Raw genomic sequence first — 22,486 nt, forward strand, 5'->3', positions numbered from 1 at the left:
TCACCCCCTCAAATCGACGCGCCCGTTGGCGAGCAGTTTGTCCAGCCGGCCTTCCGCCTCCAGTTCATGGAGGTCGTCGCAGCCGCCGACATGCGTGTCGCCGATGAAAATCTGCGGAAAGGTCGTGCGCCCGTGAGCCCGCGACATCATCTCCTGGCGCAGTTCCGGTGAGAAGGACGCGTCGTGCTCGGTATAGGCGACGCCTTTGCGCTCCAGCAGCCGCTTGGCCGCCGTGCAGTAGCCGCACATCATGCGCGTATAGATCGTGACATCGACCATGACGAATTCCGCTTCCGTTGCCGACTTATATAGTCGCGGACTCGTCGGCCCGGAAGTCCCCCGGCAACACGCGGGCAAAGGTCAGCACGTCGACGGCGGCAGCGCCTCCCTTTTTCAGCGCCTTGGTGGCGGCACGCGCGGTTGCGCCCGTGGTGTAGACATCGTCGATCAGAAGCACCCTGCGGCCGGCAATCTCGATCTCGGCCTCGGCGGGCACGCGAAAGGCGGCGCGCACGTTCTCCTCGCGCTCGTGCCGCTCCAGCCCGACCTGCTGGCGGGTGAGTTTCACGCGATGCATGGCGGAAGGCGCGAAAGATAGCCCGCTCAGCTCGCAAACCGCGCGCGCCAGTTCCGCCGATTGGTTGAACCGCCGCCTGAAAAAACGGCGCCAATGCAGCGGCACAGGCACCACCACATCCGCGTCGGCGATGAGGTCGGCGCCCACGCGGACCATCCAGCGCGCCATCCAGGGAGCGAGATCGGTGCGATCCTGGTATTTCAGCCCTTGCACCATCTGGCGGGCGACGCCGGAATAGGCGACCGCTGCCCGCGCCCGCTCGAAGGGCGGCGGATCGGCGATCGCCTCCGCCGACAGGAAACCCTCGCCCATGTGATGCGTGAACGGCGTACCCATTATCGGGCACCAGGGCCGCTCCAAGAGCCGCAGCTTCGGCCAGCAGGCGCCGCACAGCACGCCGGGCTGCGAGACCTGCCGGCGGCAACCGGCGCAGACCGGCGGAAACAGGATACGCGCCGGCCAGCCAAGAGCCGACCGGGCTGCCGACCCGGCCAGCTTCCTGATCTCGTCGGACTTGATCTTGGGCATCGGATCGGCCACGTGGTTGGTTTCTCGTCGCCACCATACGAACCATATCAGGGCGCGGATATACAAGGACCCATCCCTTGCAACCTATAGTGGATACCTCCCTGTGGCTGGCGCACAAGCGGCGTGCGCTCATCCATCCGGTTGACGGTGCCGACTTCCTCATGCATCGCGCCGCCGAGGACCTTGCCGACCGGCTGGGCGCCGTCGAGCGCAGGTTCGCCAAGGCGGCGGTGCTGTTTTGCCAGACCTCGGCCGCGGCCGACGTCCTTGCGAGGAGCGGCAAGGTAGCCGACATCGCCCGTGTCGAGGCGGATGCGGCTTTCCTGAATGGCGCCGCCGGCCTGATTGCGCCGCTGGAGACCGTGCCGTTCGAGCCGCAAGGTCTCGATCTGGTGGTGTCGCTTTTGTCGCTGCAGACGATGAACGACATTCCGGGCATGCTGATCCAGATCCGCCGCGCCCTGCGGCCGGACGGACTTTTCCTTGGCGCCTTCGCAGGCGCCGGCACGCTTGCGGAACTGCGCGAAAGCCTGCTTGCCGCGGAGACCGAACTCTACGGTGGCGCCAGCCCGCGCGTCATCCCGTTCACCGATGTGCGCGATGCCGGCGCACTGCTGCAGCGCGCCGGTTTCGCACTGCCGGTCGCGGACGTCGAGACGGTGACCGTGCGCTATGCCCACCTGTTTGCGCTGATGGCCGATCTGCGTGCCATGGGCGAAACCACCGCGCTTACCGACCGCAGCCGGCGGCCGGGGTCACGAAGGCTGTTTGCCCGCGCCTCGGAAATCTACGCCGAACGCTTTTCCGACTCCGATGGTCGCATCAGGGCAAGCTTCTCCATTGTCTGGATGTCCGGCTGGGCGCCCGACGCGTCGCAGCAAAAGCCGCTGAAGCCCGGTTCCGCCAAGGTTTCGCTAAAGACGATATTAGAGAAGCCTGAAGGACACTGACCCGTTCGCGGGCATCAGCCCCAGAGCAATCCAGGGAAACTCGGGAAAACGCGTAGCGGTTTCCCTTGCGGAATTGCGTGAAAACAGGAGTTAGAGCGGTTCAGCGGTTCTATCAAACAATGACCGCCCTACTGGGCGAAGGCGTTGGCAAGTCTACTGGAATTGTCGCTGAACAACCAAGTGATCGCGTTGAAGACCTGACTGATGCCGCCGACGATCGTCAGCGACAGCACGGCAATGATCAGACCATATTCGATGGCCGTGGCCCCGTTTTCGTCCTTCAGAAAGCGTAGCAGCACTGTTTTCATCACGTTCATCCCTCTTGCCGCAACCCTACCGCCGACCTGTTAAGAAAGGTTAACGGCACAGGCTTAACAGGCGATGAAATCGCCGCCTTTCGGAAATGTCTTAACCTTGTCAGCAGTCGCCACTGCTTTTGCCATCGGAGCGGATAATGCAGACCCCGCCGGGCTCGGCCTGCAGCACGCTGCGGCGCACTGTATAGGTGCTGCGATGGCTGATCGAACCCGTAGCCGTCATGTCGAGGCCGGGGAAATCTTCGCGGGCCGATTGCGAGCGCGTCTGACTGTCGAGGAAGGGGGTCGCGATCAGCGCCAGCGCCACCGCGGCCGATCCGAACAGCAACGTGATCCGCAGGACGCCCATGCCGGCATCGGCGGCACGAAAACCGCGGTCGGGCCGGATCGTATCCCAATCCCTGTCCAGGCTCATTCTATCGCTCCCCAGCGCATGGCGGCGGCCGTACCAGAACGGCCATCCATCAATTTTTCATGATGAGATAAATCTTCCATTAATGCTGGCTGACATGGACCGTGGTCCAATCAGCTCTCAGAGGAGATCGATCAGGAACGGGATCAATGGCGCGTCGGCCGGCGGCATCGGATAGTCGCGCATCTGTTTCGGCCGCACCCATTTCAGCGCCTGGCCTTCCCTCGGCTGGGCGATGCCGCGGAAGCGGCGGCAGACAAACAGCGGCATCAGCAGATGGAAGTCGTCATAGGAGTGGCTGGCGAAGGTTAGCGGCGCCAGGCATGGGATCTCGGTTTCGATGCCGATCTCCTCATGCAGTTCACGGATGAGGCATTGTTCCGGCGTCTCTCCGGCTTCGACCTTGCCGCCGGGAAACTCCCAGAGGCCGGCAAGTTGCTTGCCTTGCGGCCGCTGCGCCAGCAGCACGCGACCGTCGGCATCGACCAGCGCGCAAGCGGCGACCAGGAGCAGGCGCTTGCCGCTGGATATCACATCATTCATGTCCGGGCGGCCGGCGGTAATGATAGCGATAGACTTCCTCGAAGCCGAGCGCGCGGTAGAGCGCCAGCGCCGGCGTGTTACCCGCCTCGACCTGCAGCCAGGCTTCCCGCGCGCCGCGCAGCCTCGCCCATTTCAGCGCCGACAGGATCAGGTTGCGGCCGTGGCCCTTGTTGCGCGCCGCCTTGTCGGTGGCGACCTCGAACAGGCCGGCTAGATCGCCGTCATGCACGCAGATCAGCGTCGCCAGCGGCTCCGCCCCATCCTCGAGCGCAAACAGCCCGGCCTCGGGCTGGATAGCGCCGATGATCTCCGACAGGCCCGGCCGCAGCGATACGTCAGAGCCGCTGACCTTGAGCAATGCGCCGATGAAGCGGCTAATGTCCTTGAGCGGTATCTGGTCCATGGCCGCGTCGAGATGCGCGTCGGCCAACGGCAGCCGCATGACGAGCGATTCGTCGAACCGGCTCCAGCCCTCCTTGTCGAGATGGCTGGCAAGATCGGGCCCGGAGAGTGGCGACATGCGGAACGTCAACGGCCGGCCATAGGCATCGAAACGGCGGCTCGCCCGACCGATGCGGTCGGCGATGTGCTGGATGTCGCCGGGATCGAGCGGATTGACCGAGTTCAGCCGCTTGGCCGGATGGCCGGCGGTCAGGCGCACCACCCATGTGCCGTCATAATGGACGGCGGCCGCGGGCCAGGCGCGAAAGCCGGCCGCCTCGTAGCGGCGCACTGTCGCGAGCATGCTTGCAGGATGACGTGAAGCCAAGGCGATCAGCTCCGGTAGTCGCCGTTGATGGCGACATATTCCTTGGTGAGATCGCAGGTCCAAACCGTCGCCTTGCCACGGCCGATGCCGATATCGGCGCGGATGCGGATGTCGTCGCGTTTCATGTAGGCCGAGGTCGCTTCTTCCGAATAGCCGGGGTCGCGCTCGCCCTCATGCGCCAGCCGGTTGTCGCCGAACCAGATCGACAACCGGTCGCGATCCGCGGGCTCGCCGGCCTTGCCGACGGCCATGACGACGCGGCCCCAATTGGCGTCCTCGCCGGCGACCGCAGTCTTCACCAGCGGCGAATTGGCGATCGACAGCGCGATGCGCTTGGCCGAGCGGGCCGATTTGGCCCCGGTGACGGTGACCTCGACCTGCTTGCGGGCGCCCTCGCCGTCGCGCACCACCTGCAGCGCCAGCGACTTCAGCACCTTGCCGAGCGCCCGGCGGAACTGGCCAAGGCGGGCATCTCTGGGATCGGTGATTTCAGGCGCGCCGCGCTTTGCCGCCTTGCCGGTGGCGAACAACAGCAGCGTGTCGCTGGTCGAGGTGTCGCTGTCGACGGTCACCGCGTTGAACGTCTTGGCCGTGCCGCGCGACAACAGGTCCTGCAGGACCGGTGCCGCGATCGGCGCGTCGGTGGCGATGAAGGACAGCATCGTCGCCATGTCGGGCGCGATCATACCGGCGCCCTTCGAAATGCCGTTGATGGTGACATCGGCGTCGCCGAGCTTGACCGTCTGCGTCGCCACCTTCGGATAGGTATCGGTGGTCATGATGGCCCTTGCCGCCTCGGTCCACAGGTCCGGCTTGCCGTCGCTGACCAGCCCGGCGAGCAGATGGCTGAACTTGGTTGTGTCGAGCGGCTCGCCGATGACACCGGTCGAGGCGAGGAAAACCTCAGCTGCCGTGCAGCCGGCCGCCTTGGCCGCAGCTTCGCCCGTCATCGCGGTCGATTCGCGGCCTTTCTTGCCGGTGAAGGCGTTGGCGTTGCCCGAATTGACGACCAGCACCCGGGCCTTGCCGGTGCCAAGGTTCTGCCGGCAGAAATCGACCGGCGCCGAGGGACATTTCGACTTGGTGAACACGCCGGCGACCGCGGTACCGGCGTCGAACACCATGGCCAGGAGATCCGTACGGTTCTTGTACTTTATTCCCGCTTCGGCGGTGGCGATGCGCACCCCTTCGATTTCCGGCATTTTGGGGTATTTCTTTGGCGCGAGCGGCGAAATCGTCGTGGACATGGGACCTCGGGCGGGAAAATCGCAAGGGGAAGGCCGGTTTGCCCGATACGGCGCGCCGGTGCAAGCGCCGTTTTCGTCGCTTCCGCCAGGGCAAACACGTTCAGGATTAAGCTTGCGTTTCAAATCTGTTGGCGTCGCCAGGATCCATGGCGCTATGATCCTCCCTATGGGCAGGCTTGCGATCCTCGCTTGGGCATTTCTGGGACTTTTGCTGCTACGCGCCGACGCCGAGCCGGCACGGCGCGTGGCGCTCGTCATCGGCAACGGCACCTATGCCGAGGCCGGCACGCTGGCCAATCCCGTCAACGACGCGCTCGACATCGCCGACAAGCTGCGTTCCATGGGCTTCGAGGTCATCGAAGGCAACGATCTCGGCAAGCGCGCGCTTGAACGCAGCATTGGCGAGTTCTCAGATGCGCTCGAAGGTGCCGGCGTCGGGCTTTTCTATTATGCCGGCCACGGCCCGATGTGAGACACCGCTTGATGACCGCGGCGCCCCTGCGTCACAAAACGGGTCGTTTCGTTTCATCGCCGGATCGCTTATCATTGCCAGAGAATTGAAACGAGGACGACAGGAATGGCCGAGGAGGCTGATACGGCGCGCAAATCGATCGGTGCGCGGCGCAATCCCGACAGTGCGGATGCCATACTGGAGGCCGCCGAGGCAGTCCTTGTCGAGGCCGGTTATGCCGGTTTTTCGATCGAAGCGGTGGCGCGGCGCGCACGCGCCGGCAAGCCGACCATCTACCGCTGGTGGCCAAGCAAGGCGGCACTGCTGCTCGAGGTCTATCAGCGCCAGAAGCGCGTCGACGTTCCCGATACCGGAGGACTGGAGGAGGATCTCGTCGGCTTTTTGACGAACCTGTTCTCGCACTGGCGCGAGACATCGTCGGGCAGCGTGTTCAGGTCCCTGATCGCCGAGGCGCAGTCGGATGAAACCGCCGCCGAAGCCCTTGCCGATTATGCTGGCGGACGCCGGGCCCACACCCGCCAGATCATCGAACGCGCCAACGCAAGGGGCGAGATCGCCAGCGACATCGATCCGGCCGTGGTCGCCGATCTCGTGGCTTCCTACGCCTGGCGGCATCTCCTGACCAACCGGCTCGGCGAACCCGAAGCGACGATCCGCAAGGCGGTTCGATACCTCCTGCAAGGCATAGCAGCGCCCGGCAGGTAGGCACCGCTGGCAAGTGCCAACGAAAAAGGGCGCGGCGCCTTTCGGCTGCCGCGCCCTTTTTCGAGCTGTTCGGGCTTACTTGGCGCTTTCCAGCGTATCGACGGCCTTCTTCAGCTTGGCGTCGGGGATTTCGACCTTGGCATCAGCGCGCAGCGACTTGACCAGCGCGAAATACTTGTCCCTGATGACAGCCTGCTTGGCCTGGTCCTTGACCTCGTCGAAGGCCGGCGGCTGCTTGGCGCGCTTGTCCTCGAGCTTGATGACGTGCCAGCCGAACTGGGACTGGACCGGCTGCTCGGTGTACTTGCCGACATCGAGCGCGAACGCCGCCTTGTCGAACTCCGGCACCATCTGGCCAGGTCCGAACCAGCCGAGGTCGCCGCCATTGGACTTGCCCGAGGGATCGCTGGTGTGTTCGTTGGCGAGCTTCTGGAAGTCGGCGCCGCCGTCGAGCTGCTTGATGATCGCCTCGGCCTCTTCCTTCGTCTTCACGAGGATGTGACGGGCATGCACCTCGTTGACCGGCGGCGTGTTGGCGATTTCCTGGTCGTAGCGGGCGCGAACCTCGGCGTCGGTGACCTTGTCGACGACGCCCTTCTCGACCATTTCGCCATGCAGCGCGCGCTGCTGCAGGAAGGCCATGCGGCGCTGGAAGTCGGGATCCTTGTCGAGGCCTGTGGTGACCGCCTGGGCGGCCATGACGCGGATTTCGATGGCCGCCGAAAGTGCCGCGGCGCGGCGCTGCTCGGGTGGCAACTGCGCGAACTGCTGCGACAGTTCGCCCTCGGCAAGCACCAGATCGGCTTCGGTCAAGGGCTGGCCATTGACGGTGGCGATCACGGTATTCGGGTCGACCGGCGCCGCGGCCGGTGTGGCCGCATCCGCCGGGGCAGCCGGTGCGGGAGCGGCCTCCTGCGCCATCGATGGCGACAGGCAAAGAGCCGACAGGCCGAGGGCAAGGCCAAGGCTGGCAAGCGACGCACGGCTGAACAACAAGGACATAAGCATGACTCCGGTGAAGGATTGTAAGGAGGGCGGCTTCCAGATCAGCCAGATTGTGGCGGAATTTGGCGCGACCGGCAGGGCCAGCGCGGCGTTGACATCAGTTGAGCCCCCTCTTATCTGTCCATCGACTTGGCGTCCAGAACCGTTTTCCGGGCGCTTTTTGTGTTTGCCCGCATTCAGGCGGTGCGTTCACGTGGATGTGATGGGGCCGGCCGGCGCCTGTCTCAAGATTGAGAATTCTATCGAAAGGACCATTGGATGGTCAGTCTCGGCGGTCTCGCCCGTAAGGTTTTCGGTTCCTCCAACGACCGTCGGGTCAAATCGACCCGCCCCCGCGTCGAGGCGATCAACGCCATGGAAAACGAGATGCGGGCACTCTCCGACGCCGAGCTTGCCGGCCGCACGGAAAAGTTCCGCCAGGACATCGCCAACGGCGCCAGCCTTGACGACCTGTTGGTCCCTGCCTTCGCGACCGCCCGCGAGGCGGCGCGCCGCGTGCTCGGCATGCGCCCCTTCGACGTCCAGCTGGTTGGCGGCATGGTGCTGCACAATGGCGGCATCGCCGAGATGCGCACCGGCGAGGGCAAGACCCTGGTCGCGACGCTGCCGGTCTATCTCAACGCGCTTGCCGGCAATGGCGTCCATGTCGTCACTGTCAACGACTATCTCGCCACCCGCGACTCCGAATGGATGGGCCGCGTCTACAAATTCCTCGGCCTTTCGGTCGGCGTCATCGTCCACGGCCTGTCGGACGAGGAGCGCCGCGTCGCCTACGCCTCCGACGTCACTTACGCCACCAACAACGAGCTCGGCTTCGACTATCTGCGCGACAACATGAAGTATGAGCGCGCCCAGATGGTGCAGCGCGGTCACAACTACGCGATCGTCGACGAGGTCGATTCCATCCTGGTCGACGAAGCACGCACGCCGCTGATCATTTCCGGTCCGCTCGAGGACCGTTCGGAAATGTACAACACCATCGACACCTTCATCATCCAGCTGCAGCCGCAGGATTATGAAATCGACGAGAAGCAGAAGACCTCGATCTTCACCGAGGAAGGCACCGAGAAGCTGGAGAACATGCTGCGCGATGCCGACCTGCTCAAGGGCGAGTCGCTCTACGACGTCGAGAACGTCGCCATCGTCCATCACGTCAACAACGCGCTGAAGGCGCACCGGCTGTTCCAGCGCGACAAGGACTACATCGTGCGCAACGGCGAGATCGTCATCATCGACGAGTTCACCGGCCGCATGATGCCGGGCCGCCGCTATTCGGAAGGCCTGCACCAGGCGCTCGAAGCCAAGGAGCATGTGGCGATCCAGCCGGAGAACCAGACGCTCGCCTCCGTCACCTTCCAGAACTATTTCCGCCTCTACAAGAAGCTTTCCGGCATGACCGGCACAGCGCTGACCGAGGCCGAGGAATTCGGCAACATCTACGGTCTCGAAGTCACCGAGATCCCGACCAACCTGCCCGTTATCCGCAAGGACGAGGACGACGAGGTCTACCGGACGGTCGAAGAGAAGTACAAGGCGATCGTCAGGGAGATCCGCGAAGCCAGCGCCAAGGGCCAGCCGACGCTGGTGGGTACGACGTCGATCGAAAAGTCCGAGCAGTTGGCCGAGCGCCTGCGCAAGGAAGGCTTCACGGATTTCGAGGTGCTGAACGCCCGCCACCACGAGCGCGAGGCGGCGATCGTCGCCCAGGCCGGCAAGCCCGGCGCCATCACCATCGCCACCAACATGGCCGGCCGCGGTACCGATATCAAGCTTGGCGGCAATGCCGAGATGCGCATCGCCGACGAGCTGGGCGACATGCCGGAGGGTCCCGAGCGCGAGGCGCGTGAAAAGGAGATTTATGCCGACGTCGAGCGCCTGAAGGAAAAGGCGCTGGCCGCCGGCGGCCTTTACGTGCTCGCCACCGAGCGCCACGAGTCGCGCCGCATCGACAATCAGCTCAGAGGTCGTTCGGGCCGCCAGGGCGACCCCGGCCGCTCGAAATTCTTCCTGTCGCTGCAGGATGACCTGATGCGCATCTTCGGCTCCGAGCGCATGGACGGCATGCTGCAGAAGCTCGGCCTCAAGGAAGATGAGGCGATCATCCATCCGTGGATCAACAAGGCGCTGGAAAAGGCGCAGAAGAAGGTCGAGGCGCGCAACTTCGACATCCGCAAGAACCTGTTGAAATATGACGACGTCTCCAACGACCAGCGCAAGGTGGTGTTCGAACAGCGCATCGAGCTGATGGACGGCGAGGGCCTCTCGGAAACCATCAGCGAGATGCGCGAAGGCGTCATCGACGAGATCGTCGCCAAGGCGATACCCGAAAACGCTTACGCCGAGCAGTGGGACGTCGCGGGCCTGAAGGCCGAGGTCGCCGAATTCCTCAATCTCGACCTGCCGGTCGAGGACTGGGTGAAGGAAGAAGGCATCGCCGAGGACGACATCCGCGAGCGCATCTCTGCCGCCGCCGCCGACGCCGCCAAGGAGCGCGCCGACCGTTTCGGCCCCGAGGTGATGACCTATGTCGAGCGCTCGGTGGTGCTGCAGACGCTCGACCATCTGTGGCGCGAGCACATCGTCAATCTCGACCATCTGCGTTCGGTGGTCGGCTTCCGCGGCTACGCCCAGCGCGATCCGCTGCAGGAATACAAGAGCGAGGCGTTCGAGCTGTTCCAGGCGATGCTCGGCAATCTGCGCCAGGCCGTCACCGCGCAGCTGATGCGCGTCGAACTGGTCCGCCAGGCCGCCGAAGCCCCACCGCCCGAAGCGCCCGACATGTTCGGCACGCATATCGACGGCACCACCGGCGAGAACGATTTCGATGGTGGTGAGACCGCCCTCCTCGTCCGTCCGGAGCAGAATGTCATCGTCGCTCCCGAAGATCGCGACCCGAATAACCCCGCAAGCTGGGGCAAGGTCGGCCGTAACGAAGCCTGCCCCTGCGGCTCCGGCAAGAAATATAAGCACTGCCACGGCGCGTTCGCCTAAGGACGCAGCTCTTTCCTCCTCCCCGTCGCTACCGTCGCTACGGGGAGAAGGTAACCCGAAGGGGCCGCGATGAGGGCGGCGCCGAGGCTTGCGATTTTGTCTGATGTCTCCACCTTGGAGATGACTTCGCAACCGCGGCTCGCCTGTAGGAGGATTCCTCCAACCTTCCCGACGTAAATCTCCAAACCCTGCGCCGCCCCTCATCCGCCTGCCGGCACCTTCTCCCCATATAGTGACGAGTAGAAGGACGCTCCCCACCCACGCTTTCTTAAGGTGTCTTCGCTACACCAAAGCCTGAAAAGAGGCGGGAAACGGAGAGAAATCGGGGTGCGCTTTTCCGCGGCCACGACTGTCGGGCGGTTCTTGCCGCAGCGTTTGGCGCTGGGGCCGCTGCTTGACCGCATCGACGCCGTGCTGTTCACCGCCGACGAGCGCGTCGCGGCGCGCGCCGCCGTCGGTCCTTGCGAAAGCCTGCTCGCCATCAGCGGCAATCAGAATGTCTGCGCCGCCGTCCATGCCATGACACTGGCCTTCAACGTCGCGCTCAACGTGGTGCTGATCCCGTTTTTCGGCCTGTGGGGCGCGTCCCTGGCCACCGCCTTCGCCATGATCTTCGAGGCCGGCGCGCTGTCCTTCACGGTCTGGCGCAGGCTCGGCATCGTCATGGCGATCTTCGTGCCAGCCGAAGGAGCCGCCTGATGTCCGCCATCCCCTTGCTCGAGGAAACCAGCGGCGGTTCCGCCGGCGCCATGGTGTCCGGCCTTGCCGGACTGGCGCGCGACGCCGATCCGGCCCATATCGAGATCCTCGCCAACAACCGGCCCGAGCGCAAACTCGCCATCTACCCGGCATCGGCCGGCTTCGACCTGGTCGAGGAACTGGACTATCTCTGCGCCCGCACGATCGAGCCGAACGTCTTCTTCAACCCGCGCTTTCTGGCGCCGGCCATGCCCCGGCTGGAAGACCGCGAGGTACGCCTTGCAGTGATCCGCGACGGTGACGAATACCGCAACCGGCTGCGCCTGCTGGTGCCGATCTCGGTGGAACGGCCGGTGGTGCCGCTGGGCGTGCCGGTCATGCGCACATGGTCGAGCCCGTTCGGTCCGCTCGGCACGCCCTTGATCGACCGCGACGATCCGATCGGCGTGGTCGAGGATTTCTTCTCGATGCTGTCGCGCCCGCATTTGAAGTTGCCGAAAGTCCTGGTCCTGCCCGACATCAGGCTGGACGGTCCGGTGGCGAGCCTGATCGGCACCGTGGCCGAGACGCGCGGGCTGATGCTGGTCACCACGGGTCAGACCTCACGCCCGGTGCTGGAGAGCGAACTCGACGGCGACGACTATCTGAAGGCTTCGCTGCGCGCGCACCATTATCGCGAGTTTCGCCGCCTGAAGCGGCGCCTGGGCGATCTCGGCAAGCTCGAACACGTCGTGGCACGCGGCCCCGAGGAAATCCGCCACGCCATCGAGCACTTCCTGACGCTGGAAGCGTCCGGCTGGAAAGGCCGCGAGCGCACCGCCATGGCGATCGACCGATTCCGCGCCGCCTTCGCCCGCGAGGCTGTGCACCGGCTCGCCGAACAGGACATGTGCCGCATTCATTCGCTGACGCTCGACGGCCGCACCATCGCTTGCCTGATCGTCTTCGTCGAAGCTGGCGTCGCCTACACCTGGAAGACAGCCTATGACGAGACGCTGGCCGTCTATTCGCCCGGCACGCTGCTGATGATCGAGGTCACCAGGCAGCATCTCGAAGATCCCAACATCATGATGACCGATTCCTGCGCGGTGCCCGATCACCCGGTGATGAGCCGGTTATGGAGCGAGCGCAAGCCGGTCGGCACGCTGGTGATCGGGTTGACTCGCGACGCCGACCGCCTCGCCCGCCAGGCCGCCTCCCAGTTGCACCTGTACCGCGAGACCCGCAACATGGCGCGACTGCTGCGCAACCGGATGAAGAGTTTGCTGAAAAGGCGGTAAGGGGTCCGTCGAGACGAGCCTGGCCGCGGTCAATCAACCTGTCGCGCAGCCGGCGTATCGAGTTCCGCAATGGAGGTCGCGGTTTCTTGACAATAGCATTAATTCAGCTTGCCAAGAGTTGTGTCCAGCGACCACTCTCGAAGTGAAAAACAGATTCAGCCATTGAGTCGCCGATGACGAAACAAGATTCCGTCCCGATGAACGACCTCAAGCGACTGTATCAACGATACCAGGTCGAAATTGAACGTGAAGTAACAAGCACACTGCGCTCCGGATGGTGGCTCAATGGCGCGATGGGCAAGAAATTTGCCGCCAACTTTGCAGAGTTCATCGGCGTCTCGGATTGCGTTCTTGTGGCCAACGGAACGGACGCTCTCGAACTGGCCTTAGCTGCGGTTGTCTCACGCAATGGCGCTCGGGGACGCGAAGTCATCATGGCTGCCAATGCCGGCGGCTACGCAAGTTGCGCCTGCTGGCACAACGACCTTGTCCCCCACTATGTCGACATCGAGGCAGCCAGCCAGTTGATCAGCGTTTCATCGGTGCTGGCCGCGGCCGGCATCGATACCGCAGCCATCGTGGTCACGCATCTTTATGGTGGCGTCGTCGATGTCGGTGCCATCAAGAGCGCGCTCGCCGAGACCGGGCTCTCACATATTCCTATCGTGGAGGATTGTGCGCAGGCGCATGGCGCACGTATCGGCGGGCGCGTGGCGGGTTCGCTCGCGGACGTGTCGACTTTCAGCTTCTACCCGACCAAGAATCTCGGCGCGGCGGGTGACGGAGGCGCCATTCTGACGTCGGAGCCGGCGATCGCCGAACATGTACGGCGGCTGCAGCAATATGGCTGGATTTCAAAATACCATGTCGGCGTACCCTATGGCCGGAATTCCCGCATGGATGAGGTCCAGGCGGCCGTTCTTGATGTCTTTCTGCGTGATCTGGGCGATAGAAACGAACAGCGCCGTGCTATTCTGGGCCGCTACAAGTCGGCCGCCGGGCGGCGGCTGCAGTTCGTGGAAGGCGGTGATGGCGCGGTCGCGCACCTTGCCGTCGCCCTATGCGAGGAGCGCGATGCGTTCAGGATTTTCATGAAGGAGCGTGGCGTCGATACCGATATCCACTACCCCGTCCTTGACTGCGATCAGGTTGGCTGGGCAGGACTGCCGATGAAAGGAAGCGAAAATCTGGTGGTCTCAAGGGCCAGCGTAAACCGTCTCTGCACCGTGCCATGCTATCCCGACATGACGAATGACGAGGTCGGCCAAGTCTGTCTGGCGCTCGCCCAATGGGAGGCAATGTGACGACACGCTCGATCGTTTTTCCGATCTACCGCAATCAGGCGAATGTCCCCTCCCTGATGCAGGCGGTCGGCAATTTTCATGCCAGATATGGGGGCGATATCGAATTCGTCTTCGTCATCGATGGGTCGCCGGATGAATCGGGGCCCCTGCTTCTCAATGCGCTGAAGACCTCCGCCTTCGACTACAAGATCATCTTTCACAGCCGGAATTTCGGCTCCTTCACCGCCATTCGAACCGGTCTCGAGCATGCTTCTGGCGATCATGTCGCCGCCATGGCCGCCGACCTCCAGGAGCCGCCGGAACTGATCGTGGAGTTCTTCTCGATCCTGGATAAGGATGGCGCAGATGTCGTATTTGGACGCAGGACCGGCCGCAATGATCCGCCGATCACACGGTTTTTGTCGAAAGCGTTCTGGGCGGCCTACCGCAGGCTCGTCCTGCCCAGCATGCCAAGCGGCGGGGTCGATATTTTTGCCTGCAACCGCCAGGTGCTGGAAGCGATCCTGTCCATCGAGGAGCCCAACTCCTCGCTTGTCGTGCAATTGTTCTGGGTTGGCTTCAGGCGGGAATTCGTGCCCTATCGCCGGCGCGAACGAGAGCACGGAACGAGTGCCTGGAGCATGGCCCGTCGGTTCAGATACATGATGGACAGCATCTTTTCGTTCTCCGACTTCCCGATAATTCTGACCCTTTGGGTGGGCTTTGCGGGCTGCCTGCTCAGCCTGATGTTTGCGGCCGTTACCGTCGCGGCGCGGTTGCTCGGCAACATTGACGCGGCGGGCTACACAACGCTGGTGCTGCTGATCGTGGGCTTCGGATCGGCCAGTCTGATGGTCCAGGGCATTCTCGGCTGCTATCTCTGGCGGGCGGTTGAAAACACCAAGTCACGGCCCCTCCGGGTGATCAGCCGCGTCGTCGAGGGGACATCGAAATGACCGGCAAGGCATTTTTTGTTCATGAGCAGGGCATCTGCGAAAGTCCGCATATCGGCCAGGGAACACGCATCTGGGCGTTTGCCCACGTTCTGCCGGGCGCCGCTATCGGTGCGGGCTGCAACATTTGTGATCATGTTTTCATCGAGAACGACGTGGTGATCGGTGATGACGTGACTATAAAAAGTGGCGTTCAATTGTGGGACGGCCTCCGCCTTGGGAACCGCGTGTTCGTTGGTCCAAACGCGACATTCACCAACGATCGTTTCCCGCGCTCGAAAGAGTATCCCGAGGCATTTCTTCTGACGACGGTGGAGGACGGGGCATCAATAGGCGCTAATGCGACCATCCTGCCAGGCATAGTCATCGGACGTCAGGCGATGATCGGCGCCGGCGCGGTGGTGACCAAAAACGTTCCCCCCAATGCCGTGGTGGTCGGAAATCCAGCCATCATCATCGGCTACCAGACCGGTCCGCAAATCCAGCCGACAGTGACGCAGACATTCCCCGATACGCCCGGCGAAAGAATGCCGCTTGGCATCGGCGGCGGCGAACTCTGGCGGCTGCCGCATTTTGGCGACCTGCGCGGCGAGATCGCACCGCTGGAGTTCGGTTCGAACCTGCCCTTCAAACCGGCACGCTCCTTTCTGGTCTACGGCGTGCCTTCCGACAAGGTCAGGGGCGAGCACGCGCATCGCGAATGCCATCAATTCCTTATCGCCGCCCACGGCCGGCTTTCGGTTGTCCTCGACAACGGCCATGACAGAAAAGAGGTTTCACTGGCCGAACCGTCGATCGGGCTCTACATGCCGCCAGGCATCTGGGGAATCCAGTACAAATTCCAGCCAGACACGGTCCTGCTGGTCATGGCTTCGCATCACTATGACGCCAGTGACTACATCAGGGATTATACGGATTTCCTCAGCGTAGTCAGACAGGACGGCCGCTGACCGAATGCGCGCAGACGCTGTCCGCTTCCTCGTCGCCGGTGGTCTCAACACAGCTTTGACCAGCCTCATCTATTTTGCCGGCCTCGTTGTCCTGCCTTCAGGTCTTTCCTATACCATTGCCTGGCTGGCCGGTCTGTTGTTCGTCATGATGTTCTATCCCGAGCGTGTCTTTCTCGGAGGACGCACCGGTTTTGCCGATCGCCTGGCGATGGGGGGCTCGATCATTGTTGTCTTCCTGATCGGATTGGCGAGTCTTCACTTTCTGCGAAGCATCCAGCAGAAGACCGCGATCGCGTTCTTCCTGACCCTTGCCGTCACGACGATCCTCAACTTCCTGATTTCCCGATGGATACTTCGCCGACCATGCAGATAGGCAAACGCGCGACCAAGCCGGCGATCAACCTGTTCGCCACCTTTATTGATATGTATTTTTCGGAACTGACTTCCTTTCGCTGACCGGATTGGCGGGGGCGCGGGATGCCGCAACGGACCTGCCAAGTGCGACCTGGACGGGTTGGTCAAAACGCTGATCTTGCATCGCTGCCCACCTCCCGAAGCGCTCAATGCGACACCCGTAGCTGAATATAGGCGAGCTATTCCGGAACATTTTTGCAGAGCTGGATGTTGGATGTCATGACGGGGCGTGCTCGCCCTGCTTTCGACAGACCATCGAGGAGAGAACCATGGATTGGAACCGCATCGAAGGAAATTGGAAGCAATTCAAGGGCAAGGTGAAGGAACAGTGGGGCGATCTCACCGACGACGATCTTGACCAGATAGCCGGCAGGCGCGACCAGCTGGAGGGCAAGATTCAGGAACGCTACGGCATCGCGAAGGATCGCGTTCGCCAGGAGGTCGACGACTGGTATCGCCGCCAGAGTTGGTAGTTCGTTCAAACGTCCATTTCGTTGAGAGGCGCCGGCATGGGCCGGCGTCCTTTTTCCGTCCTGGGCAGATGGTTGCGGTGTCCTCAGCTTTGTCTTGCTGATCGAGAACTGGCTGACGCTGGCAAAACTCCGGCGACGCCTCCCGCTTTGAAAGCCTTCCGCGCGCAATGCTTCCTGAACTTCAAACGGCGTGTTGGTCGCGATGGTCAAAACAAACGGCCATGGTCCGACCAGTTGCGAATTTGACCACGGCCTCCACCAGGGCGTCATCGCTGCACGGCCAGTCCGGCGCCAGGCGTCGAACCTCCGCGATCACTTCCCGGGTGGAGACTATCGCAAATGCCTCCCACCCCGATAGCGTCATAGAAACAAGCTCTTCGCTTGTCAGGCGGGGTAATATCCGATGCCGCGTCATGTTCACCGCGTTTCCTCCCAACGATGAACGTTAAAGATAGAGCCTAGCGCGAAGCCCTGAGGTCAGCGAGCTAAAATGTGGTCTGACCAAAATGGCTCACGCCCACGGTCTTGGGGTTGGATTTGTTGACTTCAAAGCGATCAAATGGTGCCCCTAGCCGGGGTATTTCCACCAAATCGAACTCGGTGGAAAAACGCTGAAAAGTCTAATCGAGACTCACTGCAAGCCGCCGCGAGCATCTCAGCCTCCGCAGCCGGACCACAGCGGAGGTCATCACGAACTACCAACGTCAGGTTTCGAGGTCCTCACGATACCGGCATCGCTGAACCCCTTGTGCTGCAAGGGTTTGCGTCCAACGTCGCCGCAACCATTGTCTCCCCGAAATCACGAACTCAGCGTAGGCTGGGGATTTCCCCACTTAAAAGTCGTCGGCGGTAGTCGGCAACCGCCTCAGGATTTCCTTCTCGACGCCCGTAAGCTCCGACCGCATTGGCCACGTAGGTGTCATTCGGGTTTGCCTCCAGCCATGCCAGAGCGGCGACCCCGTAGGGGTTGACCTCTCGCGCCCGTAGGACGGTTTGTAGGGGCTCCCGTGGCGGGCGTAGTGATCCGCATGGGAGCGGCAGAAGCGCGTGTCTAAGCCGTCTCCTGTGCCCGCACGGGCCGGCCTGCTACACCCGACCACTCGGCACCGGGTGAACATCGCGCTGGGCTCCTGAGCGCGTTCCTTGACCTCGTCCCTGCGGCGTCGTCTCGCAGTCCAATTCGTCGTCTTCTCCAACATCGCCACCCCGCTCTAACGCGAAGGCGGGCGTCTATCAGGAAGAGCGCGCAGGCTCAAACAACAAACGATGGCCATCACAGCTGGAGGAAGCATCAACAGGCTCGGACCCTGGCTCTTACAGGATTTTGATCGCCAGATTGTTCAGCCGAGAGTTCTCACGGTAGGTCAAACGCACCACAACGGCTCCCACGATGCCAGTGATGGCACCGCCGAGCACGTCAGTGAGGTAGTGGGTGCCGATGAAAATTCTGGACCAGCAAACCAGACATGCCAAAACGCCAAGAGCAAGCGTTCGGCGCGGCAGGGCTTGCATCGCGAACGCCGCAACGATGGCCACGGTCGCGGTCGCGTGATCTGAGGGGAAGGACCAGTCCGCGCTAGGCGCGATCAACAAATGTGTCACGCCGGCATCATAGGGCCGTATCCGATGCACGAACAACAGGATGAACTGGTTGATCGCCAGACCGAGCAAGAACGCCAGACCCGCTGACAGGGCCGCGTGTCGAACGTGGTAGCGGTCGGCCTTGACCCACCATTGCAGCACCACGGCCATCACCATGAACGGAACGCCGATCTGGGAGACCCCGATCATTACCATGTCAAGCACGGGGTGAAGCCCGGCGGCCCCGTTGATCCAGTGAGTAAGAGTTGCATCCATTCGGTCTTGCTTCCGTTATTGAGGGTCGCGAGGTGAATTTATGAGAGCAGTCGACGAACGACGCATCCATCAGATTTTTGAAGTCAGCGTCTGGCTCAAGGGCGCCCACGCCGTGATCGAGTGTCTCGGTGGTGTCCTGCTCTATTTCGTCACCACAGGCGCGATTGCGTCGTGGGTCAATGCCTTCACCCAAGACGAGTTGATCGAAGACCCGCACGATTTCATAGCGGGCCATCTGTCGCAGATGGCGAGCCATTTCTCGGTCGCCAGCAAGGAGTTCTACGCCTTCTACCTGCTCAGCCACGGCCTAATCAAGCTGCTCTTGGTCATCGGCCTACTGCGAGGCAAGCTGTGGTCGTATCCCGCTTCGCTCGTGGCGCTTGGAGCGTTTATGGTTTATCAAGTCTATCGCTGGTCCTACACGCACTCTGCCGGCCTCTTGGTTTTGACCGTCTTCGATGCCGTGGTGATGGTGCTGATCTGGCACGAATGGCGCGTGATGCGGCGGCACAGCCCAGCACAGTCACCGAGCTAACGACTTCGCCTTTGCTCAATCCACCTGATGGCAGACCAGCACAGAATTGCCCAGGCGGAACCGACACACCAGCCCGCGAGAACATCGGTGGGGTAGTGTACGCCGAGATACACGCGGCTCAATCCGACCATGACCGTCAAGAACAGGGCGAGCGAGACAAAGTAGGCTTTGGCACGGTAATCGGGGTTGGCTTTGGCGAGCAGGGCTCCGAGCGTGAGGAACGTGACCGCCGAAAGCATAGCGTGTCCGCTTGGAAAGCTCGCAGTGAAGACCCTTGCAGAATGAATAACATCTGGCCTTGGCCGGTCGAACGCGATCTTGAGTAAGGTGCTGATTACCTCCCCGCCGACCACGGCTAGGGCTACCAACGCCGCGTACCATCGTTCCCGTGTGATCAGCAGATACCCCACTGCAGCTACCGACACGAAGGCCAGGAACGCGAAGCTGCCGAGGGAGGTGACATCACGTCCCATTTCTTCCAGCCAAGGGGGGCCAATCGGATTGCTCGGATCACCGGCGCTGCGGAACGCCAGAAGCACTGTCCGATCAAAACCCTTTGTGTCGCCCTCAATGACCTCCTCCGCGAGAAGGCCGAAGCCCAGGATGAGGCCGCCTGCCACAAACAAGGAGAGGATCAGCCACATGCCGTCGCTTTGGAAGCCCCGCAGAACACCGGTGGATGAGGAAGGAGCCTTGATGTCCATGCAACTCGGCCTGTTAGGAGGGCCACACTCGGCAGCCGACACACGTCAATTCTCGTTCATTCATCTGGTTCCATGGGGCATCCCCGTCGCCTGCGTGCTGGCTTCCATACCGTGTTCGCCCCTGACTGTTAGCGCCCGGAGAACGGCAAACCCTTGAACCTGTTTGATTTATTGACTTCCAAGCGCCCAAATGGTGCCCCTAGCCGGGATCGAACCAGCACTCCTTGCGGAACTCGATTTTGAGTCGAGCGCGTCTACCAATTCCGCCATAGGGGCTCAGGCCGGGCGGCCTGGATGGGCGCGGACTATACGGTCGGAGGCCTGTTCGTCAACTGGCCAATTCTCGGTATCGCATTGGATGCGACCAATCTTCGCCTTTCGATTTCGCGGCGGTGCTGCCATTGTGCAGCGCGGAAAATCTTTCTAGACAGGCGGCGCACCGAAGCGCGCCGTGTCTGGAGACATGCTGCGGCGCGCTTTGCGTCCTTGTTTTCATCCATGCCCTTGTCCCAGGGCGGCCGTGCGGTTTTGGGTCACTTGCGCTAGGAGAGCCGATGCTTCGCGGACTGTACGACTGGACCCTGTCGCTGGCGGCCCGCAAATCGGCCGAATGGTGGCTGGCCTTCATCGCTTTCGTCGAAAGCTCGGTATTCCTGGTGCCGGCCGACGTGCTCTATCTGCCGATGGCATTGTCGCGGCCGGATCGCGCCTATCGCTATGCCTTCATCGCCACCGTCGCCTCGGTGCTGGGCGGCATTGCCGGCTGGTTCATCGGCCACTACGCCTATGACGCGGTGGCGCGGCCCATCCTCGAATTCTACGGCAAGTATGACGAGTTCGAGCAGTTGCGCTCCTCTGCCGGCGTGAGCATCGAATTCATCGCCCTGATGCTGGTCACTTCGGGTGCCGCGCATCTGCCGCCCATCAAGGTCGTGACGATCCTGTCCGGCGCCCTTGGCGTCAATCTGGCGCTGTTCATCGTGCTGGCCATCATCGCGCGCGGCGGCCGCTTCGTGCTCCTGGCGTGGCTTTTGCGCCGCTATGGCGAGCCAATCCGCGAATTCATCGAAAAACGCCTGGGCCTGATCGCCGGCGCCGCCGCGGTTGCCCTGATTTTGCTCTATATCCTGATCAAATACGCTCTCTGACGTTTGTCGCTCAAACCGCGCAACGGTTTTGAGTGCGTGGCAAGCAGATTTGGCAGACGGCGAACACGATGGACGAGAGACCGATGACAGCGACCATGAATGCCGATACCGGACGCCAGCGGACACGCGCTGCCTTGTTTCTCGCGGTCGCGATGGCCGCGACCGTTGGTTCGGCGCTCGGTTTCCAGCACATCGGCGGCTACATACCCTGCCATCTCTGTCTGGAACAGCGCACCCCATATTACATCGGCGTGCCTTTGATGGTGCTGGCGGTGATCGCATCGATGCTGCGCGCACCGGCATGGCTGACGCGCGGCCTGCTGGCGATCGGCGGCCTCTTGATGCTCTACGGCCTTTATCTCGGCGTCTATCACTCCGGCGTCGAATGGGGCTGGTGGCAGGGTCCGGCCGATTGCACGGCGGGGGCCGGACCGGTCGACACCGGCGGCAAAGGCGTGCTCGACGCGCTCGACAAATTCGTGCCGCCCTCCTGCGACAAGGCCGCCTTGCGCATTCTCGGCCTGTCCCTGGCCGGCTGGAATGCCATCGCCAGCCTGATCCTCGCCGCCGTCGCCTTCCGCGGCGCTCTGTCTCGTGACTGACACAACAGCGCCGTCGCGAGATCATTCAAGAATTCGGCAGATTGAGTGACCCATTGTGGGTCGGAGGAGTGGGACTTGTGCGCCGGTCTGCTTGTGGGCGGGCAGCATCGTTATCCGGCCGACCGCTCCGGACTAAACGTCCATGACACGATGCGGCGCTCGGTCGATATGCTTTTGCACTACCGGATTTTAGCGCACGAGGGAGCTCCGGCTGCTGCGCGACCCCCAAGCACCGATGGCGACGATGCGTGGAATCCTTTGTTGCCCCGTTGCCGCTCAGACCCAAAAAACGCTTCAGGCGCCCAGCCTGCCGAATTCTCGAACGGACTCAAGGCTCCAGTTCGACATCCCAGTAGAGATAATCCATCCAGCTTTCATGCAGATGGTTGGGCGGAAACAGCCGGCCGTTATTGTGCAGATCGTGCACGGTTGGCTGATACGGCTTCTGCAGAGGCCACATCTTTGCCTGCGACGGCATCATCCCGCCCTTCCTCAAATTGCAGGGCGAACAGGCGGCGACGACGTTCTCCCATGTCGTGGCACCGCCGCGATGGCGAGGGATGACATGGTCGAAGGTCAGGTCGTCGGGCGTGCTGCAATACTGGCACTGGAAACGATCGCGCAAGAAGACGTTGAAGCGGGTGAAGGCCGGATGCCTGGACGGCTTCACATAGGCCTTCAGGCTGACCACGCTCGGCAACTTCATCGAGAAGGTCGGTGAGGATACCGCATGCTCGTATTCGGCGACGATGTTCACCCGGTCGAGGAACACCGCCTTGATGGCATCCTGCCAGGACCAGAGCGACAAGGGGTAATAGCTGAGCGGACGGTAATCCGCATTCAGCACCAGCGCTGGAAGCCCATCCGGAGATACGGCAACCGTCACCTTGTTGACCTCCTTGGTTCGCACATGATCCCGAAAATCGAATTCGACTTTCGGAAAGGATCATGCGCTGCTTCAAAAGCCCGACCGTTCGGCGCGGATACTGTAAGCCCGACATGACAGGGATGTGAAGCGGATTGTCGCTCGCGCGCCGTGCCAAAAACGTATGATTTTTATGCTTTTTTGCAA

At 62.4% G+C, this 22,486-nt stretch carries 24 protein-coding genes, 1 tRNA gene and 1 pseudogene; 14 read left to right on the top strand and 12 right to left on the bottom strand.

Features of this window, described 5'->3' with window-relative positions; translation table 11 throughout:
* Both grxC and FJ960_RS04785 read right to left on the bottom strand, forming a co-directional pair.
* On the bottom strand, positions 1-279 hold the full coding sequence (gene grxC / locus FJ960_RS04780) for a glutaredoxin 3 (RefSeq protein WP_140712208.1): 279 nt from the start codon (positions 277-279) through the stop codon (positions 1-3).
* A gap of 25 nt (positions 280-304) precedes the next feature.
* A complete protein-coding gene (locus FJ960_RS04785) occupies positions 305-1,117 on the bottom strand; it encodes a ComF family protein (RefSeq protein WP_140712347.1) in 813 nt (270 codons plus the stop codon).
* A 65-nt stretch (positions 1,118-1,182) separates the two neighbouring features.
* Here FJ960_RS04785 and FJ960_RS04790 point away from each other — a divergent pair, with 65 nt between their 5' ends.
* Positions 1,183-2,055, top strand: a complete 873-nt coding sequence (locus FJ960_RS04790) for a methyltransferase domain-containing protein (RefSeq protein ID WP_140712210.1) — start codon at positions 1,183-1,185, stop codon at positions 2,053-2,055.
* Between the two features lie 128 nt (positions 2,056-2,183).
* On the opposite strand, the gene FJ960_RS04795 is transcribed toward FJ960_RS04790, so the two are convergent.
* From FJ960_RS04795 to argJ, 5 genes are all read right to left on the bottom strand, one after another.
* Entirely contained in the window at positions 2,184-2,363 is a 180-nt protein-coding gene (locus FJ960_RS04795) for a Flp family type IVb pilin (RefSeq protein ID WP_140503203.1), read from the bottom strand.
* Between the two features lie 109 nt (positions 2,364-2,472).
* Positions 2,473-2,787 carry a hypothetical protein gene (locus FJ960_RS04800; protein ID WP_027143435.1) on the bottom strand — a complete coding sequence of 105 codons (315 nt, stop codon included), beginning with the start codon at positions 2,785-2,787 and terminating at the stop codon, positions 2,473-2,475.
* A gap of 117 nt (positions 2,788-2,904) precedes the next feature.
* Positions 2,905-3,327, bottom strand: coding sequence for a (deoxy)nucleoside triphosphate pyrophosphohydrolase (locus tag FJ960_RS04805; RefSeq protein WP_027143436.1), 423 nt, complete (start codon positions 3,325-3,327; stop codon positions 2,905-2,907).
* On the bottom strand, positions 3,320-4,072 hold the full coding sequence (locus tag FJ960_RS04810) for a GNAT family N-acetyltransferase (protein WP_140712349.1): 753 nt from the start codon (positions 4,070-4,072) through the stop codon (positions 3,320-3,322). Before FJ960_RS04810 ends, FJ960_RS04805 begins: the two co-directional genes overlap by 8 nt.
* Before the next feature lie 29 nt (positions 4,073-4,101).
* The gene (gene argJ, locus FJ960_RS04815; RefSeq protein WP_140503207.1) at positions 4,102-5,343 is read right to left on the bottom strand and encodes a bifunctional glutamate N-acetyltransferase/amino-acid acetyltransferase ArgJ; all 1,242 of its coding nucleotides are present in this window, start codon (positions 5,341-5,343) and stop codon (positions 4,102-4,104) included.
* 112 nt (positions 5,344-5,455) lie between these two features.
* Between argJ and FJ960_RS04820 the strand changes: the two genes are divergently transcribed.
* The gene (locus FJ960_RS04820; protein WP_246672617.1) at positions 5,456-5,815 is read left to right on the top strand and encodes a caspase family protein; all 360 of its coding nucleotides are present in this window, start codon (positions 5,456-5,458) and stop codon (positions 5,813-5,815) included.
* 105 nt (positions 5,816-5,920) lie between these two features.
* Complete coding sequence (locus tag FJ960_RS04825; protein WP_140712212.1) at positions 5,921-6,520, top strand: TetR/AcrR family transcriptional regulator; 600 nt, start codon at positions 5,921-5,923, stop codon at positions 6,518-6,520.
* Between the two features lie 75 nt (positions 6,521-6,595).
* Here FJ960_RS04825 and FJ960_RS04830 read toward each other — a convergent pair whose 3' ends face one another.
* A complete protein-coding gene (locus FJ960_RS04830) occupies positions 6,596-7,522 on the bottom strand; it encodes a peptidylprolyl isomerase (RefSeq protein ID WP_140712214.1) in 927 nt (308 codons plus the stop codon).
* 261 nt (positions 7,523-7,783) lie between these two features.
* Between FJ960_RS04830 and secA the strand changes: the two genes are divergently transcribed.
* The 8 genes and pseudogenes from secA (at position 7,784) to FJ960_RS04870 (ending at position 16,568) form a co-directional block, all read left to right on the top strand.
* The gene (secA, locus tag FJ960_RS04835; RefSeq protein ID WP_140712216.1) at positions 7,784-10,516 is read left to right on the top strand and encodes a preprotein translocase subunit SecA; all 2,733 of its coding nucleotides are present in this window, start codon (positions 7,784-7,786) and stop codon (positions 10,514-10,516) included.
* 441 nt (positions 10,517-10,957) lie between these two features.
* A pseudogene (locus FJ960_RS04840) lies at positions 10,958-11,215 on the top strand (polysaccharide biosynthesis C-terminal domain-containing protein); the annotation flags it as partial.
* On the top strand, positions 11,215-12,495 hold the full coding sequence (locus FJ960_RS04845; protein ID WP_140712218.1) for a GNAT family N-acetyltransferase: 1,281 nt from the start codon (positions 11,215-11,217) through the stop codon (positions 12,493-12,495). The pseudogene FJ960_RS04840 and the gene FJ960_RS04845, both read left to right, overlap by 1 nt.
* A gap of 197 nt (positions 12,496-12,692) precedes the next feature.
* Positions 12,693-13,799, top strand: a complete 1,107-nt coding sequence (locus FJ960_RS04850; RefSeq protein ID WP_181174148.1) for a DegT/DnrJ/EryC1/StrS family aminotransferase — start codon at positions 12,693-12,695, stop codon at positions 13,797-13,799.
* Positions 13,796-14,734 (top strand): glycosyltransferase family 2 protein, encoded by a 939-nt coding sequence (locus FJ960_RS04855; RefSeq protein ID WP_210243275.1) that lies wholly within the window; start codon positions 13,796-13,798, stop codon positions 14,732-14,734. The genes FJ960_RS04850 and FJ960_RS04855 overlap by 4 nt, the downstream gene beginning before the upstream one ends.
* Entirely contained in the window at positions 14,731-15,681 is a 951-nt protein-coding gene (locus tag FJ960_RS04860; protein ID WP_140503221.1) for a WxcM-like domain-containing protein, read from the top strand. Before FJ960_RS04855 ends, FJ960_RS04860 begins: the two co-directional genes overlap by 4 nt.
* A 4-nt stretch (positions 15,682-15,685) precedes the next feature.
* A complete protein-coding gene (locus tag FJ960_RS04865) occupies positions 15,686-16,054 on the top strand; it encodes a hypothetical protein (RefSeq protein ID WP_140712224.1) in 369 nt (122 codons plus the stop codon).
* Positions 16,055-16,364: 310 nt separating this feature from the next.
* The gene (locus FJ960_RS04870) at positions 16,365-16,568 is read left to right on the top strand and encodes a CsbD family protein (protein WP_027143449.1); all 204 of its coding nucleotides are present in this window, start codon (positions 16,365-16,367) and stop codon (positions 16,566-16,568) included.
* 1,314 nt (positions 16,569-17,882) lie between these two features.
* Here FJ960_RS04870 and FJ960_RS04880 read toward each other — a convergent pair.
* Entirely contained in the window at positions 17,883-18,425 is a 543-nt protein-coding gene (locus FJ960_RS04880) for a phosphatase PAP2 family protein (RefSeq protein ID WP_140712226.1), read from the bottom strand.
* A 40-nt stretch (positions 18,426-18,465) separates the two neighbouring features.
* On the opposite strand from FJ960_RS04880, the gene FJ960_RS04885 reads away from it, so the two are divergent.
* On the top strand, positions 18,466-18,960 hold the full coding sequence (locus tag FJ960_RS04885) for a DUF2127 domain-containing protein (protein WP_140503227.1): 495 nt from the start codon (positions 18,466-18,468) through the stop codon (positions 18,958-18,960).
* On the opposite strand, the gene FJ960_RS04890 is transcribed toward FJ960_RS04885, so the two are convergent.
* Positions 18,957-19,664: a phosphatase PAP2 family protein gene (locus tag FJ960_RS04890; protein WP_181174149.1), complete on the bottom strand. Its 708-nt coding sequence runs from the start codon at positions 19,662-19,664 to the stop codon at positions 18,957-18,959. The two genes, FJ960_RS04885 and FJ960_RS04890, sit on opposite strands and share 4 nt — an antisense overlap.
* Positions 19,665-19,855: 191 nt before the next feature.
* Positions 19,856-19,940 (bottom strand) — tRNA-Leu (locus FJ960_RS04895).
* A gap of 278 nt (positions 19,941-20,218) precedes the next feature.
* Between FJ960_RS04895 and FJ960_RS04900 the strand changes: the two genes are divergently transcribed.
* Together FJ960_RS04900 and FJ960_RS04905 are read left to right on the top strand one after the other, a co-directional pair.
* Complete coding sequence (locus FJ960_RS04900; protein ID WP_027143451.1) at positions 20,219-20,812, top strand: YqaA family protein; 594 nt, start codon at positions 20,219-20,221, stop codon at positions 20,810-20,812.
* Positions 20,813-20,895: 83 nt separating this feature from the next.
* Positions 20,896-21,414: a disulfide bond formation protein B gene (locus tag FJ960_RS04905; RefSeq protein WP_027143452.1), complete on the top strand. Its 519-nt coding sequence runs from the start codon at positions 20,896-20,898 to the stop codon at positions 21,412-21,414.
* A 328-nt stretch (positions 21,415-21,742) separates the two neighbouring features.
* Here FJ960_RS04905 and FJ960_RS04910 read toward each other — a convergent pair whose 3' ends face one another.
* Entirely contained in the window at positions 21,743-22,300 is a 558-nt protein-coding gene (locus FJ960_RS04910) for an HNH endonuclease (protein ID WP_027143453.1), read from the bottom strand.
* Positions 22,301-22,486 lie beyond the last annotated feature (186 nt).

The organism is Mesorhizobium sp. B2-3-11 (assembly GCF_006442215.1).
GTDB lineage: Bacteria > Pseudomonadota > Alphaproteobacteria > Rhizobiales > Rhizobiaceae > Mesorhizobium > Mesorhizobium salmacidum.